11 protein-coding genes are annotated in these 15,932 nt (G+C 64.8%); 4 read left to right on the top strand and 7 right to left on the bottom strand.

Going from position 1 to position 15,932, the window contains the following annotated elements:
* Positions 1–119: 119 nt before the first annotated feature.
* Complete coding sequence (locus K3172_RS14435) at positions 120–662, top strand: biliverdin-producing heme oxygenase (RefSeq protein ID WP_221591307.1); 543 nt, start codon at positions 120–122, stop codon at positions 660–662.
* Positions 659–3,214, top strand: a complete 2,556-nt coding sequence (locus tag K3172_RS14440; RefSeq protein WP_221591308.1) for an HWE histidine kinase domain-containing protein — start codon at positions 659–661, stop codon at positions 3,212–3,214. Before K3172_RS14435 ends, K3172_RS14440 begins: the two co-directional genes overlap by 4 nt.
* Here K3172_RS14440 and K3172_RS14445 read toward each other — a convergent pair.
* Positions 3,207–3,929: a TonB family protein gene (locus K3172_RS14445; protein ID WP_221591309.1), complete on the bottom strand. Its 723-nt coding sequence runs from the start codon at positions 3,927–3,929 to the stop codon at positions 3,207–3,209. The genes K3172_RS14440 and K3172_RS14445 overlap by 8 nt on opposite strands.
* A 130-nt stretch (positions 3,930–4,059) precedes the next feature.
* Between K3172_RS14445 and K3172_RS14450 the strand changes: the two genes are divergently transcribed.
* Positions 4,060–6,804 carry an ATP-binding protein gene (locus K3172_RS14450; RefSeq protein WP_221591310.1) on the top strand — a complete coding sequence of 915 codons (2,745 nt, stop codon included), beginning with the start codon at positions 4,060–4,062 and terminating at the stop codon, positions 6,802–6,804.
* 94 nt (positions 6,805–6,898) lie between these two features.
* Here K3172_RS14450 and K3172_RS14455 read toward each other — a convergent pair whose 3' ends face one another.
* From K3172_RS14455 to K3172_RS14465, 3 genes are all read right to left on the bottom strand, one after another.
* Positions 6,899–9,523, bottom strand: coding sequence for a TonB-dependent receptor (locus K3172_RS14455; RefSeq protein WP_221591311.1), 2,625 nt, complete (start codon positions 9,521–9,523; stop codon positions 6,899–6,901).
* 258 nt (positions 9,524–9,781) lie between these two features.
* Positions 9,782–10,723 carry an isopenicillin N synthase family dioxygenase gene (locus K3172_RS14460; protein ID WP_221591312.1) on the bottom strand — a complete coding sequence of 314 codons (942 nt, stop codon included), beginning with the start codon at positions 10,721–10,723 and terminating at the stop codon, positions 9,782–9,784.
* A gap of 11 nt (positions 10,724–10,734) precedes the next feature.
* Entirely contained in the window at positions 10,735–12,054 is a 1,320-nt protein-coding gene (locus K3172_RS14465) for a NupC/NupG family nucleoside CNT transporter (protein WP_221591313.1), read from the bottom strand.
* 148 nt (positions 12,055–12,202) lie between these two features.
* On the opposite strand from K3172_RS14465, the gene K3172_RS14470 reads away from it, so the two are divergent.
* On the top strand, positions 12,203–12,889 hold the full coding sequence (locus K3172_RS14470; protein ID WP_221591315.1) for a queuosine precursor transporter: 687 nt from the start codon (positions 12,203–12,205) through the stop codon (positions 12,887–12,889).
* Here the strand turns inward: K3172_RS14470 and K3172_RS14475 are convergent.
* The 3 genes from K3172_RS14475 to K3172_RS14485 are packed head-to-tail and all read right to left on the bottom strand — an operon-like array spanning position 12,886 to position 15,853.
* Complete coding sequence (locus K3172_RS14475; protein ID WP_221591317.1) at positions 12,886–13,401, bottom strand: DUF421 domain-containing protein; 516 nt, start codon at positions 13,399–13,401, stop codon at positions 12,886–12,888. The genes K3172_RS14470 and K3172_RS14475 overlap by 4 nt on opposite strands.
* Positions 13,402–13,448: 47 nt before the next feature.
* A complete protein-coding gene (locus K3172_RS14480; protein ID WP_221591318.1) occupies positions 13,449–14,435 on the bottom strand; it encodes a radical SAM protein in 987 nt (328 codons plus the stop codon).
* Entirely contained in the window at positions 14,435–15,853 is a 1,419-nt protein-coding gene (locus K3172_RS14485) for a dihydrolipoyl dehydrogenase family protein (protein ID WP_221591320.1), read from the bottom strand. Before K3172_RS14485 ends, K3172_RS14480 begins: the two co-directional genes overlap by 1 nt.
* Positions 15,854–15,932 lie beyond the last annotated feature (79 nt).

Genomic DNA, 15,932 nt, shown 5'->3' on the forward strand with positions numbered 1-15,932 from the left:
TCAGGGAACCCGCGCGCGACTGCGGTGTTTCAAAAGACTGGCGTGACTTTCCTTCTCGTGTCGCAGACGGGTTAGGCTATTGCGGATAGCGCGACCAGTCGGGAAGTCGGGGGAAATTCATGGCCGCGTCGCGCTGCCTCAGGGATATGCTGAAATCTGCCACACGGGCGCAGCATGATGCGCTCGACGCGCACCTCTCGCCGCTCGCTGTCGAGGGTGATTACCGAATTTTCATGGAGATCCAGCATGCCGCGCGGGCGCCAGCGGAAAGCTGGCTGGGGGGTTTGTCGACGGAGGCAGTCCCGCCCTTGCAGTCCCCCTTGATCGCCATGGATCTGGCAGAGCTCGGCGCAGAGCCAGCTGCTGCTATGCTGCCGTTCCATCCGCAGGACCATCGCGAGGCTTTGGGCGTAATCTGGGCGCTGGCCGGCTCCTCGCTCGGCAATCGCGCCATTCTCCAACGCCGTCGCAAGCGCGGCGAAGCCGTGGCCGACCGTTTTCTGTCCGATCCTGCCATGCCGCAGTTCTGGGCCGAATTCCGCCCCCGCATCGAACGAGAGTTCGACGCCGAGACCGCCGGACACGCTATCACCGGCGCGCGCCGCATGTTCATCACCTTTCTGACAAGCTACCAACTGATGACATCGAGACTGGCGGCATGAGCACCGCCACAACAACAGTCGATCTCGGCAGCTGCGATCGCGAACCCATCCACCAACTCGGCGCGATCCAGCCGTTTGGGGCGCTGATCGCCGTCAATGCGGACTGGTTCGTCGCGCATTATTCGCAAAATTGCGCGCAGGTGCTGGGCCGGGAGGAGCCGGTCGAGCTGGGCATGCCGCTGAACCGCCTCTTGACCGATGGGGCGATCCAGCGCCTCCGCAGCCTCGCTGCGATGATCGGGCTTACCGATCAGGTAAAACGGCTGTTCGGCGTCGACCTGCTCGGCGATGGGACGGTATTCGACTGTGCCCTCCATGCCTCGGGGAATTTCCTGGTTCTCGAAATCGAGCGCCATGTCGCGGGCGATATCGACCGGCAACTGGCCGCCCTGCGCCCTGTCATGGGCAGGCTCGACAGATACGACGATGTCGGCGGCCTCGTCGAGGAAGCAGCGCGACAACTGCGGCACAGCCTCGAGATCGACCGCTTGATGGTCTACCGGTTCCACGACGACCTGTCCGGCGAAGTCATCGCCGAGGCGAAACGCCCCGATCTCGAAAGCTTCAAGGGCCTGCGCTATCCGGCGAGCGATATTCCCAGCCAGGCCCGCGCGCTTTACGTGCGTAACCGCTTCCGGATCATCAGCGATGTCGATGCCGAACCCGTACCGATAGAACCGGGCATTTCGCTCGACGGCGAGCCGCTCGATCTGAGCATGAGCACGCTGCGAGCGGTCTCGCCGATCCATATCGAGTATCTCCGCAACATGGGTGTCGGAGCCTCGTTGTCGGTCTCCATCATCATCGGCGGCAAGTTGTGGGGTTTGTTCGCCTGCCACCATTACAGCCCGAAGGTCCTGCCCTATTCGCAGCGCACCGCAATCGAACTGTTTTCGGAGCTGTTTTCGCTGGCACTCGACCGCGCGATTTCCCGCGAACAGGCCTCCGTGCGCGAGCAGGGGCGCATGGTGCATGACCGCCTGATGCGCGACATCGCGGCGGGCGTCTCCCTCTCCGAAAGCCTCCCCACGCTCGATCCCCTGATCCAGCAGGTCATCGCCCATGACGGTGCCAGCATCTTCATGGACGACGTCTACGACAACCGCGGGGCCGCCCCCAACGAGGAAGAGTTTCGCGCGATCCTTCCCTCGCTCAATGCAGCGGCGACCAGCCGGTTGCTGGCGACCCATGCCCTGGCCGAGCGCCTGCCCAAGGCCTCCCTGTTCGCCGACCGTGCGGCGGGCGCACTCGTCATTCCCATTTCGCGGACGCCGCGCGATTATTTCGTCTTGTGGCGCAAGCCGCTGACCCAGGTGGTGACCTGGGCGGGGAACCCGGAAAAGCCGCTCGAATTCGGTCCCAACGGCGCGCGGCTTACCCCGCGCAAGAGCTTCGAAGCCTGGCAGGAAACGGTCGAGGGTCGGGCTTCGCCCTGGACCGAGATCGAACGCCAGATTGCAGAAAGCCTGCGGATCACCCTGCTCGAGATCATCCTGCGCGTGACCGACGAGGCGATGCAGGAACGCGCCCGATCGCAGCAGCAACAGGAACTTCTGATCGCCGAACTCAACCACCGGGTGCGCAATATCCTCAACCTCATCCGCGGCCTGATCAACCAGTCCCGTAGCGAGGCGAAGGATATCGAGAGCTTTGCCGAAATCATCGGCGGACGGATCAGTTCGCTGGCGATGGCGCACGACAACATCACCAAGGGCAACTGGAGCGCGGCACCGCTGTCCGAACTGATCGAGAGCGAAGCGCAAGCCTATCTGGCCGGCAAGACCGACCGGGTCGAGTTACGCGGACCCGAAGCCATGATCTCCCCGGAGGCGTACACCGTGCTCGCGCTGGTGATGCACGAGATGATCACCAATTCCGCAAAATACGGCTCGCTCAGCGATTCGAGCGGCAGCCTGTCGATCGACGTCGCCCGTCAGGACAATGGCGACCTGGTGATCGACTGGTGCGAAAGCGGCGGACCGCCGGTCAAACCGCCCCAGCGGCGGGGCTTCGGCAGCACCATCATCGATCGCTCGATCCCCTATGAACTCGATGGGGAGGCTTCGGTCGAATACCGGCTCGAAGGCGTAAAGGCCCGCTTCTGCGTGCCCGCACGTTTCGTGGAGTGGAAGAGCCGGGGCACCACACCCAGCCCGACAAGCACGAAGTCCAACCTGCCCGAGGAGATTGGCGAATTGCCCCAGCACGTCCTGCTCGTCGAAGACAGCATGATCATCGCCCTCGACACAGAGGATTGCCTGCGCGATCTGGGTGTCGGAAAGATCAGCGTCGAAAGCAGCGTGGCTACTGCGCTCGATTCGATCCGCAAAGAGGCTCCGGACCTCGCCATTCTCGATTACAATCTCGGCAAGGAATCGAGCGAACGGGTCGCGCAGGAACTCGCGAGTCTCGGCGTGCCGTTCTGGCTTGCAACCGGCTATGGCGAGATGAAGGACCGGCTGGAAGAGCTGGGAGCCAGCGGCCTGCTGACGAAACCCTACGGTCGTCAGGAACTCGTCCGCGTCCTCACCGCATTCGAACCGCTCAGTTGAAGAAGCGCTGCTGGTAGTAAAACGGCGCGGCGACAGGCTCGCCCGCGGCATTCGTCGCGGGCCGGAAGCGCAGCCTTTCGACCACCAGGCGGCACACCGCCGCATCGGTGTCGGGAAAGGGGCTCGGCCGGTAGACCGAGCAATTGGTCGCCCGGCCATCGGGCAGCACCGTGACCTTGACTATCACCGATGTACCGATGCGCGCTTCCCTGCCGCCGGGCGGCACAGGAAAATCGCGCGCCGAGTTGAGCGTGCCCGAGATGATTTCGGGTTTCGTCACGGCGCCGCCTCCACGGCCCGTGCCACTATTGCCGCTGCCCGTGCCGAGACCCGAACCTGCCGCGCCGGTCCCGTCGCCGTCATCGCGCGCGCCTGACGTATCCGCCGTTCCGGTCGATGCGGCCCGTGGTGCGGGGTCGTCGCGGCGCACCGGTATCTTCGGCGTCGGAGCCGTGACCGGCTTCGCGACGGCGTCCTTCCCGGGATCGCCCTGGGCACCCTCGGGTTCGGGCGCCTGTTCCTCCGGTTCGTCGGGCGCAGTGACGGTCACGGTGAAGGCGGACACGACCGTGTCCTCTACCGAGGCGACCACCGTCGGGGCGAGACTACGTATCAGCACGTAGAAGATTCCCAAATGAATCAGCACTATCAGCAGGATAACCCACGGATTGGGCCGTTTCTTTACTGCGACGTAGCGCGTTGCTTCCTCCACCATGCGCCTGAAACGACCCAGGCACGGCCTGTGTTCCGCAGTGCCGGTCCAGGGCTTGCAGCAGCTAGGAGAGTTGGGCGTGGTCGGAATGGGACGAAGGGCGGCACAGACCTCGGGAGCGGGTGCCAGCGGCATGAGACTGGCCATCGTGTGCCTTGCCGCGGGCCTCGGCTTTTTCGTGCTCGCCCTGTTCAGCATCGAGCTGACCCGCAGCGGCGGGCGCATCGCGGCCGTCTGGCTGCCGAATGCCATTGCCGTCGGCCTGCTGCTCCGCTTCCGCGTTCAGGGTCAAGGGATCGCCCTCATCGCGATGGCGGCCGGCAATATTGCGGCAAACATCGCAGCCGGCGATGCACCGGTGCAAGCGCTCCTGCTGGCCTTGGCGAACACGACCGAAATCGCGCTCGCGGTGGCGCTTGCACGGCGATGGTGCGAAGGCGAGCCGCTGATGGAGGACACTTCGGACCTCACGAAATTCGTCGTAGCCGCCGCGATTTGCGGACCGATCGCCTCGGGTATCATCGCCGTCATCGCGCTCCATCAACCCGGTCTCGGAATGCTCGCCCTGTTCGCGCAGTGGGTTACGTCGGACGCGCTCAGCATGCTGGTCCTCGCCCCCAGTGTCATGATCGCCATCGACGCCTGGCGCGCGCGCCGCCGACCGACGCGGCGGGAGGTCACGGAATGGACCCTGCTCACGGCAGGCGGAACCGGCGCGACGCTGGCCGTCTTCACGCAGACGGCCTATCCGCTGCTGTTCCTCATTCCGCCGGTCGTCGTCGCCCATGCGTTCCGGCTCGGGAGCCTCGGGACGGCTTTTTCGACGATCAAGGTCGCAATCATCGCGCTGGTCTGTACCGAGCTGGGGCTCGGTCCGATCAATCTCGTGGCCTATTCGACGACGACGCAATTGCTCGTCCTCGAGGCCTTTCTCGCTTCCGCCCTCGTCGTCGGGCTGCCGATCTCCGCCATCCTGGCCACCCGCGAGCGCATCGCAGACAAGCTCGTCCGGCAGAAGGCGGAACTGGCCCTGCTTGCGGAAAACCTTACCGATGCCATCCTGCGCGTCGATCCGCAGGGTATCTGCACCTATGCCTCTCCCTCGACCACTGCCGTGCTCGGCATGCCGCCCGATGAGTTCATCGGGCGACCGATCGCCGATCGGCTCCATCCGGAAACCTCCGAAGCGATCGTCGAGGTGGAACGCCGCCTCAATTCCGGCGTGGCGCTCAAAGAGCGGCTGACCTATCGCCGCTATCTCGACGATGAGAGCGGCGAGGCGATTTATATCGAAGCCGACTGCGCAGTCGCCCAGAACGTCGAGACGGGCGAACACGAAGGCATCGTCGTTTCGGCCCGCGACGTAACCGCCCGCGTCATCCTCGAGCGCCGACTGAAGCAGGCGATGCACCATGCGGAGAACGCGGCCCGGGCCAAGGCGCAGTTCCTCGCCAATATGAGCCACGAAATCCGTACGCCGATGAACGGAGTGCTCGGGTTTGCCGAGCTGCTGCAGCGTATGGAGCTGGGTGGCGAAGCCGGACGCTACGCCGAGCTGATCGAGCGCTCGGGACGCTCCATGATGATGCTGCTCAACGACATTCTCGACATTTCGAAGATTGAATCGGGCCAGCTCAAGGTCACGAGCGAGCCTGTCGCCATCGGCGAACTCGCGGCGGATTGCGTCGAGCTTCACCTTGCCCAGGCGGAGCGCAAGGGAATTGCGCTCACCTGCCGGATCGAAGACGACATCCCGCCGCTCGTCGCCAGCGATCCGCTCCGGCTGCGACAGGTCCTGCTCAACCTGATCGGCAATGCCGTCAAATTCACCGAGAGCGGCGGCATCGAGGTGGTCGTCATGCGGGAAGATTCGCGTCTCGCGATCTCGGTCGAGGACACCGGCATCGGCATCGACGGGGCCCGGCTCGACCATATCTTCGATCCCTTCGTCCAAGCCGAAGGCGAGACGACGCGGCGCTTCGGCGGCACCGGGCTCGGACTCAGCATCTCGCGCCAGCTTGCCGAGCTGCTCGGCGGCACGCTCTCGGTCGACTCCATGCCCGGCGTCGGTTCGCGCTTCACCCTGCGTCTGCCGGTGCTGGAAGTGGAAGACCGGCGCAAGGCGAGCGGCAATCGGCGGCGCGCGGTAGATCGTGCGCCTCCGCGCCGCGGCCGCATCCTCCTGGCAGAGGACCACGACATCAACCGGATGCTCGTCACCGCCATGCTCGAGGACCTCGGGCAAGATGTCGCGATCGCCGAGGACGGCGTCGCCGCGATCGAGATGGCCTGCGAGGCACATTACGCCGGCGCGCCATTCGACCTCGTGCTGATGGATATCCAGATGCCGGGCTGTGATGGCTATGCGGCGACCCGCGCGATCCGCGCCGACGGGATCTCGGCCAACGCGCTGCCGATCGTGGCGCTCACCGCCAATGCCTATCCCGAGGATGTCGCCGCCGCGCGCGAAGCGGGGATGCAGGCGCATCTTGCGAAGCCGCTGGTGTTCGAGGATCTCGCCGCAGCCCTGGCGCGCTGGCTACCCATGCGCATCGTCGCATCCGACGAAAGTCCGATGCCTTCTCCCGCACCGTCCCAAGGAGCTACGCAGGTGCGGCAAGCCGAACTCGACGAGCGGTGGCAGCTGCGGCGCAGCGAAGCGATCGAGGCCGTCTCCGAAGCGATCCGCGGAGGCACACTCGACGGCACTGCGGTGGAGGAACTGGCCCGCACGGTCCACAAGCTGGCCGGCACGGCGGGGATGTTCGGCGAGGAGGAACTGGGCACCAGGGCCGCCGCGTTGGAACGGGCCCTTAAATCCGGCGTGACCCCCGAGGTCCGCCGCAAGCTCGCCGAAGAGCTGCTGCAGGCGGCCTAGTCTCCGCCCCCCCAGCAAAAAGGGCGGCCTCCCGCAGGAAGCCGCCCCCTAGTTTGCATCGGCCCGGGGTTCGCGCCCCGATGCCTTTGTCAGCTTAGTAGCCGAAGATCAGCGAGAGCGACGCCGCGCGCGGCGGGCCGATCTGCACGAACGGGGTCTGCAGCTGGTCGAGCGACCCGCCGAAACCGCCGACGTAGAGTTCGTCGAAGAGGTTGGTCACGTTCAGCTGAAGCGCAACGTCCTTGCCGAACGGGTTCTCGGCGAAGGTCCAGCGCACGTCGAGGTCCACCGTGGTGTAGCCCTTGGCAGTCGCGCCGTAGATTTCGACGTACTGGTCGGGGAACGTATCCAAATCGTCACCATCCACGTACCGGAGGATCGGCAGGTTTTCGTCGTTCACATAGCGCTTGCCGGTGTGCTTCACCTGGGCGCCGAACTCGAAGTCGCCGAACGTGAGCTGGCCGCGAGCACCCACCGACCAGGTCGGTGCGCCGCTCTCGTTCTTGCCGGCGAGCTGGAAGAAGGCGTCGTCGCCTTCGTTCTGGCAACCGTACACGCCGTCTTCAGCCTGGTCTTCCGAGCAGGTGCCGGCGAGCAGGTTTTCCTTGATCTCCGATTCGGTGATCGAGCCGAAGACGTACAGCAGGGCGTTGTTGGTCGGGCGCCACGAGATCGAGGCGTCGAGGCCGTACTTATCGACCCGGCCGAGGTTACGGAAGATCACCGTATCCTGTTCCGGATCGTAAGCGGTCGCCAGGCGGTTGTCGTACATAGTGTAGTAACCGGCCAGCTGGGCCTGGATGTTGCCCGACTGCCAGCGCAGACCGAGGTCGAAGCTGTCGGTCGTTTCCGGTGCCGGCTGCACGCCCGCGGTGTCGGCCGGGAAGTACAGCGACGCATAAAGCGGGTCGGTACCGGGGACCGAGAGGCCCTTGGCATAGTTGCCGAAGATCGACGCATCGCCGAGGGCATAGGTGAAGCCCACGTTCGGCAGCAGCTTGTCGTACTTGTAGGTACGCGACTGCGGCAGCGCGTAGTCGGGGTTGGCTGCTTCATAGGCCGTCGTATCCTGGTCGCCCAGGCAGTCGATGAAGCCGCGGCCGGCGTCCGGCGTGGTGGTGAAGCAGTTCTGGTTCAGCTCGCGCTTGAAGAACGGCGCACGCAAGCCGAGGACGGCCGTCAGCGCACCGAATTCACCGCGATATTCACCCGAGATCTGGTTCAGGATCGCATAGGACAGGCGGTCGCGCTTGTTGAGCACGAAGCCGTCCGAGGTTTCCAGCGGATCGTTGATCGGGAAGACGTCGGCCGGCTCGCCGTTCGGCAGCAGGAAGGTCGTCGAACCGGTCTGGCGGTGACGCGCACGGTCCCACGTGTAGGCGAGACGGACGCGGTGTTCCGGGCTGATCTCGTAAGCGAGCGACGCAATCACGCCGAAACGGTTGGTTTCGGTGTGGCTCGGATCGGTACCGGCGATGCTGTCGAGCAGGTCGCCGTCGCCGTTGAGGTCGCGGCCGAAGTAGTAGCCGCCGCCGATGAAGCCGGTGTAGTCCACGCCGCCGACGTTGCGGAAGCCTTCACGAAGATCTTCCACGCCACCGCCATTGGCCTTGACGTACTGGTAGCTCGGATCGACCGTCAGGACCAGGTTGTCGGCAAAGGTGAAGCGCGATGCGCCGCGGATGTTGCCGGTGTTCGACGGGTTGTAACGACGGTCGAAGGTCGCGCCGCAGTCGCCGGTCGAACCGGAGTCGCTGTAACGCTCCGAAACGCCGTTGACGCCACCGCCGCCGAACAGCGTGCCTTCGGGCAGCGTGCAGGGGAAATCGATGTCGCCGTCGGCATTCTGCACCGTGTAGAAACGGTCGGCCTTGGTCTGCGGGAACGCGTCGAGGGCGAACGAACCGAAGAAGTTGTTGCGGTTCTGGTTGTAGTGACCCGACACGGAGACGAAGTCGCCATTGTCGCCGATGTCCTGCCAGATGCGACCGTTGTACTGCTGCTTGTCGACCCGACCGTAGTTGTTGAACGGGTTGTTGTAGCGCGTGTAGCTGGCCGAGAAGAACGCCTTCGTACCGAAGCCGGTGATGTCACCGGTGTCGATCATGCCGAAGCCGCGCATGTAGAGGCGCGAACGGCCCGAATCGTCTCCGCTCGGGAAAGTGTCACCGACCGACAGGGTCGCGGTGATGCCGAAGTCGTCGCTCGGCTCACGGGTGCGGATGTTGATCGTGCCACCGACGGCCGAAGCGGTCGGGCTGTCGACGTCGGTCACGCCGAGGTTGACGTTGACCTGCTCCAGCACTTCGGGGTCGACCTGCTGGTTGGTGTAGAGCGCGTAGTTGCCCGAATCGTTCAGCGGCAGGCCGTCGAGGGTCTGCGAGATGCGATCCGAGGAGAAGCCGCGGATGGTGAAGGTACCGCCCGACGAGCCCCAGGGGTCGTTGTTCTGGAAGCTGACGCCCGGGACGAGGTTGACGATGTCGTTGACCGTCTGGCCGGGACGCTGGCGGCGGATGATTTCCTCGTCGAGGACCTGCTTCGCCTTGGGCGTGTCGGGGATTTCGACGCCGCCGACACCGGTTTCGCGGGCGCCGCTGACGATGATCACATCGTCTTCGAAATCGACCGAGCCGGTCGACTGCGCGGCGGCCGGAGCGGCAACCATTGCGCTGGCTGTGCTGACTACGGAAGCAGCCAGGAGATATTTGAACTTCATGAGAGGAGACCCCTTAACGTGTCCGAATGAATCTGTGCTTGGGAGAAGCTGCGCCCGGTTATTCCGGGTACGTTGCCGCCAAGCGGAGGTTTTGTGACAGAGTCAAGACAACCGTGGCGTCGCCGCGACGCAGTGCATCAAGACATCAGAAAACGATAACAATCTCAGTGTCTTGCATGTGTTGCAAAACGGCAACTTTTTAAAAAATAGTCCCGCTTTGCAACTTTGCCACACCAATGATGCTGCGCTGCAGCACGATCAGGCCAGATTGATCTCGCGCAGGCGCTGCAACAGGAACTCGTGGCTCGAGATGGTAGCCGGGTGATCGTCCGGATGCTCCGGATCGATGCATTGGGGCAGCGTTTCGATGACGTAATCCGGGCGGAAGTGCAGGAAGAACGGCATCGAATAGCGCGCGCGGTAAGCCGCCTCGCCCCGCGGATTGACCACACGGTGGGTCGTCGAGCGCAGCTGCCCGTTGGTCAGCCGGTCGAGCATGTCGCCGATATTGACCACCAGCGCGCCTTCCGGCGGATCGATGGCGAGCCACTCACCCTGTGCGGTCAGGAGCTCGAGACCCGCCTCTTCAGCACCCAGCAGCAAGGTGATCGTGTTGATGTCACCATGCGCAGCGGCGCGGATCGCGCCTTCGGCCTCGGCCCCCTCGAGCGGCGGGTAGCGCAGCAGGCGCATCACCGAATTGCCGTCCTCGACCGTTGCGGCGAAGAAGTCGCGCTCCAGGCCCAAGTGCAACGCGATGCCTTCGAGCACGCGGCCACCGGCTTCCTCGAAGGCAGAGTAAAGCTCGGTGAAGGTCTCGCGAAAGCCCTCGACTTCCGTCGGCCAGACATTGTCGGCCATATATTGCGCGAGGTCGTGACCCGCAGGCAGTTCGCGCCCGACGTGCCAGAATTCCTTGAGGTCGTGGACCTTGGCGTCCTTGGCCTTTTCCGTGCCGAAGGGGGTGTAGCCGCGCGCTCCACCGCCACCGGGGATATGGTAGGCACGCTTGGTTTCGTCGGGCAGCGCGAAGAAGGCTTTCGACATCGCCTCCGCGCGGTCGATGAGGTCCTGCGGGATGCCGTGGTCGCGGATAACGGCAAAGCCATATTCCTCGAAGCTGCGGCCCAGTTCGTCGGCAATGCTCTCGAGCGGCTGTGCCAGCGACACAACCGCGATTTCGGATTTCGATTCGGTCATGGACGCGCCCTTTAATACGGGAGGAAGAGGCCCGCCAGTGCGGCGCTCATCAGATTGGCTAGGCTGCCGGCGGCGAGCGCCCTCAGCCCGAGCCGCGCGATCACGGGACGCTGGTTGGGCGCAAGGCCGCCGGTCACCGCCATCTGGATTGCGATCGAGCTGAAATTGGCGAAGCCGCACAGCGCGAAGGTGATGATGGCGCGGCTACGTTCCGATAGCGCAGAGGCATCCATCGCACCGAGATCGATGAAGGCAACGAATTCGTTGAGCACGATCTTGGTGCCGAACAATCCGCCCGCCGCGCCTGCCTGCTCCCACGGAATGCCGATGAGGTACATGACCGGAGCGAAGACCCAGCCAAGCAACATCTGGAAGCTCAGCTCGCCATAGCCGAACAGCCCGCCGACCCAGCCGAGCAGGCCGTTGGCGAGCGCCACCAGCGCGACGAAGGCCAGCACCATCGCCCCCACCGCCACGGCCAGCTTGACGCCGGTCTGCGCGCCCTGCGCCGCAGCCTCGATCACATTGGCGGGCTTGTGTCCCTCCTCGAAGGTCTCGGCCACCTCGACCTCGTGCGGCTTGTCGCCTTCGGTGATCGCTGCCGGCCCGTCGCCGCTGATACGGGTTTTCGGGAGGGCCAGCTCGCCTTCCGCCTCGGGAGAAGCCTCGCCTTCGTCGGGCATGATGATCTTCGCCATCAGGATGCCACCCGGCGCCGACATGAAGGCCGCGGCGAGCAGGAACGGCAGGTAATCGTTGCCGAGCAGGCCCGCATAGGCCGCCAGGATCGTGCCCGCGACACCGGCCATGCCGACGCTCATCAGCGTGAACAGGCGCGAGGGCGCGAGCGCAGCGAGATAGGGGCGCACGACCAGCGGGCTTTCGGACTGGCCGACGAAAATATTCGCCGCCGCGCCGAGGCTCTCGACCTTGCTGATCCCGGTCACCAAGCCGATCGCCCCGCCGACCCAGCGCACCACGCGCTGCATGATGCCGAGGTGGTAGAGGATCGAAACCAGCGCGGCGAAGAAGATGATCACCGGCAACGCGCCCAGCGCGAAGGTGTTGGCCAGCGGGTTGGTCTCGTTCGGTCCGAACAGGAATTGCGTGCCCTGGTCGGCATAGGAGAGCAGCGCCGCGACGCCGTTCGCCATGCCCTGGATCACCGCCCTGCCCCCGCTGGTGCCGAGCACGAGGAACGCCATCAGCGCTTGCAAGGCAAAGGCAGCCCCGACGATCCGCAGCTTGATGCGCTTCTTGCCCACAGAAAGGAGGAAGGCGATCAGCAGGATCGCCAGAATGCCGACGATATTGATCAGTATTGGCGGCATGCGGTTCGGTCCCCCGGATTAGCGCGACCCCGTTCGTGGCGGGACAAGTTGCGGATGAAATCAGGCGCTGTCTTGCGCGTGGCGGGCGCTTAGTCAATTTTCGCGGCCCAGTCAGCACCAGCCTTTGAACAACCTGCAAGGAAACCGCATGTCGGACGCCATCGCCAATGAAACCCGCCTTGCGGCGGCCGCCATGCCGCGCGGCCTGTTCGTCTATACGCTGCTCTATGGCGGGATGACGGTGCTGGCGGGCGTGCTCGCGTACAAGCAAGTGCAGTTGTACCCGACGGACCTCGCCGTCGAAGCCGGCATCTTCGCCTTCCTGCTGCTGGTGGTCATCTCCAGCACGATCGCGCAACTTTACGGAGAGAAACTGGCGAAGCGCATCGTGTGGTGGGGTTTCGTCCCGCTGCTGATCGCGTCCCTGCTCATGCAGCTGGTGCTTAACCTTCCTGCCTCTACCGAAATGGTCGAGTTCCGGGGCGACGATCTGGCCGCATTCGAACGGGTGCATGCGACCTTGTGGCGCGTGTGGATGGCGGGCCCGGCGGCCTATCTCGTTTCGCTCCTGCTCAACGTCTGGATCTTCTCGCGCCTGAGGGGAAGTGCCGAAGGGGGCACTGTCTCGCTGATGGTACGCGGGGCGATCGCCAGCGCGCTCAGCCAGGCGATCGATTCGGTGATTTTCGTTACGCTCGCATTCTACGGGCTGTTCGACATCACCAATCTGCTGATCGGCCAGGTGCTGGCCAAGGTGGCGCTCAGCCTCGTGCTGGTACCGTTCCTGATCACCGCCGGGGTGGCGTTCGCCAAGCGGCTCGACGCCTCGGCCTAGGCACTCTCGACGTCTTCCACCACGCGCGGATCCAGCCGCTCCCCGTGCAGCACCGAGACGTCGCCGGTCGCTTCGAGAACGACCGCGCGCACCTCGTCGAAATGCAGCGCATTGGCTTCGCGCAGCTTGGCGATGAGATCACTGTGCGCGACGCGGGTCCGGGCGAGCGCCTTTTCGTCGATCACCCCGTCGCGCATCAGGAAAACGGGCTTGTTTTCCATCGCGCTTTGGGCGGCCTCCGATTTGCGCCGCAGCAAGGCAGCCGTCACCTGAAGCAGGAAGAGCGCGACAATCGCCACCATGATCTGAGCGAAGCCCGTCCATTCGCTCGCCTGGCTGGCACCCGCAAGCAGCGAGCCCAGCGCGACCGTCATGACGAAATCGAAATTCGTCATCTTGGACAGCGATCTGAGCCCTACGATCCGGATTAGCAGGACGATCCAGACGAGCGCCAGTGTCGTGAGGACCACGCCGCGGGCGGCGATATCGAGCCAGGTTTCTGCGAAGAACATGTCCCGGCAACGAACGGGCGCGACAATCCTTCCCGGGCAACCGCCCGTCAGGCTGAACAGCTCGCTCCGCCCAGCACACAGAAACGCGCGCAGTGGGGGTGGTTGAGTGCAATCTCCCGCGCAGCACCCGACAGTGTCTCGCCCAGATCGAACCCGGGATCGTAGGGGATGAGCGTGCAGGCGACGATACGCGGTCCGGGCTGCCCCTTGCGGTGGACGACCATGCGGCTGCTGGCGCACATGATATCGGCAGGCGACTTGCCGAGGATGTCCCAGCAGGCGGTCGTGATCTCGGCAATATCCTTGTCGGCGTCCATCTCGGGGAAAAGGACGAGACGCGCGGGGTTCGACGCATCGATTGCAATGCCTTCGCGCTCGAACAGCTCGGCATAGGCTGCGCGCGCCTCTGCTTCGCCTTCCCCCGGCAGAAGCCGCCCGGCGACGGCGATGGAAAAGCCGCTGGCCGACAGCCAGCGCAATCCGTCCAGCGCGGGCTCCCAGCTGCGGGCACCGCGCTCGCCTTCATGCACCGCCTTCGTGTGATGGTCGAGGCTGACGCGCAGGGTCAGCCGGTCGCCGTGCCGCTCGCGCAGGGCAAGCAGTGCCGTTTCATGGCGGCGCATCGGCTTCATCGCATTGGTCAGCACCAGCGCTTCGAACCCGCGCGCGAGGGCATCTTCCAGCATTCCGAGCATGTCCGGATTCATGAACGGCTCGCCGCCGGTGAAACCGATTTCGCGGGTACCCATCGCCTGCGCCTCGTCGAGAAAGCGCATCGCATCGGCCGCGCGCAGATAGAGCAGCGCGTCATTGGTCGGGCTGCTCTCGATGTAGCAGGTCGCACAGGCGAGATTGCACAGCGTCCCGGTGTTGAGCCACAGCGTGTCGAGCCGGGTCAGGGCAACATGCGCGCGCGGTTCGCCCTTGGCGGTGACCTGCGGGTCGGCAAACTTTTCGGTCGGCAAGGCAGCCGCTTCGACCGCGAAAGGCGACGGCCCCGCAGGCGCAGTGCGGCTCTTGCTGCGCATCGCCATCAGGCGAAGGTCCGGCGAATCTTCGCGACGAGGCCGGCATATTTTTTCGGCAGGCTACCGAAGACGGTCGGCTCCCACGCGCTGAAGGCGGCGGCCTTCGAGATTTCGCTGCGGGTCGGATAGCTGATGATCGCACTGCCGAGCGCGAAGGTGCTGCTCTTGCCACTGATCGTCTGGGTGAACGGCAGCAGCAATTCGCCCGCGTTCTTCCCGACGATGCTGACGCCGAGGACCTTCTTGCCCTTGAGCACCATCTTCATGTGACCCTTGGTGTAGCCTTCCGCAACGGCGCGCTCGTTCTCGGAGAATTCCTCCTTCACGACGGTCACGGCGTCGCCATGCTTGTCGCGTGCCTCGGCTTCGGTCAGACCGATCTGCGCGACTTCGGGCTCGGTATAGGTGACCCACGGGAGCGCGGTGAAATCGACCTTGGTCGGCAGGCCGGTGACGATCTCCAGCGCGACGTTCGACCCCTCATAGCCCGACACATGCGTCAGCCGCGGCCCCTCGCGGCAATCGCCGATAGCGTAGATGCCCTTGACCGAGGTCCGGCGGCGCGCGTCGGTGGCGAAGCCGTTGCGGCCCGTGGCGATGCCGATCTCTTCGGCGCCGAAGCCGGACACCCGCGCCTTGCGACCTACCGCGATCAGCAGGTGCGTTCCGGTGACGCATTCGCCGCCATCGGTGTAGACGTGGACCTTGTCGCCATCGGCTTCGACCTTCTCGGCCTTGCCCGTGATGAAGCGGACCTCTTCGGATTTCATGACGTCGATCACTACGTCGACCGACTCCGGATCATCCCGCCCCATCGGCCTGTCGGGCTCGATGACGGTGACTTCGCTGCCAAGGCGGCGGAACGCCTGCGCCATTTCCATGCCGATTACCCCGCCGCCGATGATGACGAGGTGGCCGGGCTGTTCGGTCAGGTCGAATAGGTTCTCGTTAGTCAGGTAGGGCACGCCGTCCAGACCGGGGATCGGCGGCACGAGGGGCTCGGACCCGGTTGCGATCACGATCCGCGGCGCGCGCAGCGTGCGTCCGCCAACCTCCACCGTCTGCCTGCCGGTGATGCGGGCATGATCGAGGAACACCTCGCAGCCCATCTCCTCGAAGGTTTCCTTGGAATCATGGTGCTCGATCCCGGCGATGGCATCGCGGATATGCTGGTGCACACCCGACCAGTCGACCTGCGGCGCGGCCAGCGTTACGCCGAACCGCTTCTCCTCGCGCGCCTCGGCTGCACGTTTGGCCGCGGTGAGCAGCGCCTTCGACGGCACGCAGCCGTTGTTGAGGCACTCGCCGCCCATCTTGTGGCCTTCGATCAGCGCCACCTCGAGGCCGAACAGCGCACAGCCTCCGGCAGCGGTCAGCCCTGCGGCCCCGCCGCCGATCACGATCACGTCATGGGTGAATTTCATCGCTTGTCCCGTAACCCAAATCGCCTAGGAAGCGAACCACTTCGCAACCCGCGCTATTGTTGAGGGGCATTCGTCATCG

Origin of the sequence: Qipengyuania proteolytica (assembly GCF_019711565.1) — a bacterium.
Classification (GTDB): Bacteria; Pseudomonadota; Alphaproteobacteria; order Sphingomonadales; family Sphingomonadaceae; genus Qipengyuania; species Qipengyuania proteolytica.

Coding starts and splice junctions, on each gene's coding strand:
- K3172_RS14480 (WP_221591318.1), bottom strand. CDS start 14,435: ATGGCGATGCGCAGCAAGAGCCGCACTGCGCCTGCGGGGCCGTCGCCT.
- K3172_RS14475 (WP_221591317.1), bottom strand. CDS start 13,401: ATGTTCTTCGCAGAAACCTGGCTCGATATCGCCGCCCGCGGCGTGGTC.
- K3172_RS14465 (WP_221591313.1), bottom strand. CDS start 12,054: ATGCCGCCAATACTGATCAATATCGTCGGCATTCTGGCGATCCTGCTG.
- K3172_RS14440 (WP_221591308.1), top strand. CDS start 659: ATGAGCACCGCCACAACAACAGTCGATCTCGGCAGCTGCGATCGCGAA.
- K3172_RS14455 (WP_221591311.1), bottom strand. CDS start 9,523: ATGAAGTTCAAATATCTCCTGGCTGCTTCCGTAGTCAGCACAGCCAGC.
- K3172_RS14435 (WP_221591307.1), top strand. CDS start 120: ATGGCCGCGTCGCGCTGCCTCAGGGATATGCTGAAATCTGCCACACGG.
- K3172_RS14445 (WP_221591309.1), bottom strand. CDS start 3,929: ATGGTGGAGGAAGCAACGCGCTACGTCGCAGTAAAGAAACGGCCCAAT.
- K3172_RS14485 (WP_221591320.1), bottom strand. CDS start 15,853: ATGAAATTCACCCATGACGTGATCGTGATCGGCGGCGGGGCCGCAGGG.
- K3172_RS14460 (WP_221591312.1), bottom strand. CDS start 10,723: ATGACCGAATCGAAATCCGAAATCGCGGTTGTGTCGCTGGCACAGCCG.
- K3172_RS14450 (WP_221591310.1), top strand. CDS start 4,060: ATGAGACTGGCCATCGTGTGCCTTGCCGCGGGCCTCGGCTTTTTCGTG.
- K3172_RS14470 (WP_221591315.1), top strand. CDS start 12,203: ATGTCGGACGCCATCGCCAATGAAACCCGCCTTGCGGCGGCCGCCATG.